Here is a 617-nt window from a genome sequence, read left to right as displayed (position 1 = left end):
AATTCTATTCTTTTTGTCTATTACAGATTCCGCATTTGCGTATTCGCCTCTGTACTTGTCTATGATTTGTGTTTAAAATACTTAGAATACTAACATATCTTGAACTGTGGTTATTGAAATAGTATAAGAATCTAAATAGAACTTGAATGTCCTTTTATCATACCTTTCTGTCAATGATTTCCTTTCTATCCTTTTCTCCGGCCTTGTTGCTTTCAATGATTCTGATGCTGTATCCCTTCCTGTTCGTATAAGTGAGTATGGCAGTGTTGGTATTGTCACCCTCACCTTCGTGTATATTCCTTTGTTGAGCTTGTTTCAATTAAATATCTTATTCTCAAACCCTTAGTCCAGAACTATTTCCACTGGATCTCTAAATTGCATAGCAGTTTCTCCAATAGCCCTATAGTATGGCAATTTCAGTTTAATAGTTCAGAACATCTGTTAATAGTACAGGTAGGAAGTTATTTAAGTTTTGTTGGGGAGTCTGTGTATCCCCAAGCCAAAGCACAGAGGTTTTACTGCTTCCCAGAACCCTAACTTACTCACAAGTATGAGCTTTACCCTAATACGGCAATTACTTTTCACTAAAGCTCAGGAACATGCTGTTAGTAAACTAT

Annotated in this window: 1 protein-coding gene; it reads right to left on the bottom strand. The window is 36.0% G+C overall.

Translation table 11 applies throughout. The features are described 5' to 3' along the window. Nucleotides 1–81: 81 nt before the first annotated feature. The gene (locus tag AOG54_RS04550) at nt 82–279 is read right to left on the bottom strand and encodes a hypothetical protein (protein ID WP_156324209.1); all 198 of its coding nucleotides are present in this window, start codon (nt 277–279) and stop codon (nt 82–84) included. Nucleotides 280–617 lie beyond the last annotated feature (338 nt).

Origin of the sequence: Acidiplasma aeolicum (assembly GCF_001402945.1) — an archaeon.
Classification (GTDB): domain Archaea; phylum Thermoplasmatota; class Thermoplasmata; order Thermoplasmatales; family Thermoplasmataceae; genus Acidiplasma; species Acidiplasma aeolicum.
The sequence above is the reverse complement of the archived record's forward strand: the minus strand, read 5'-3'. Positions and strand labels throughout refer to the sequence as shown.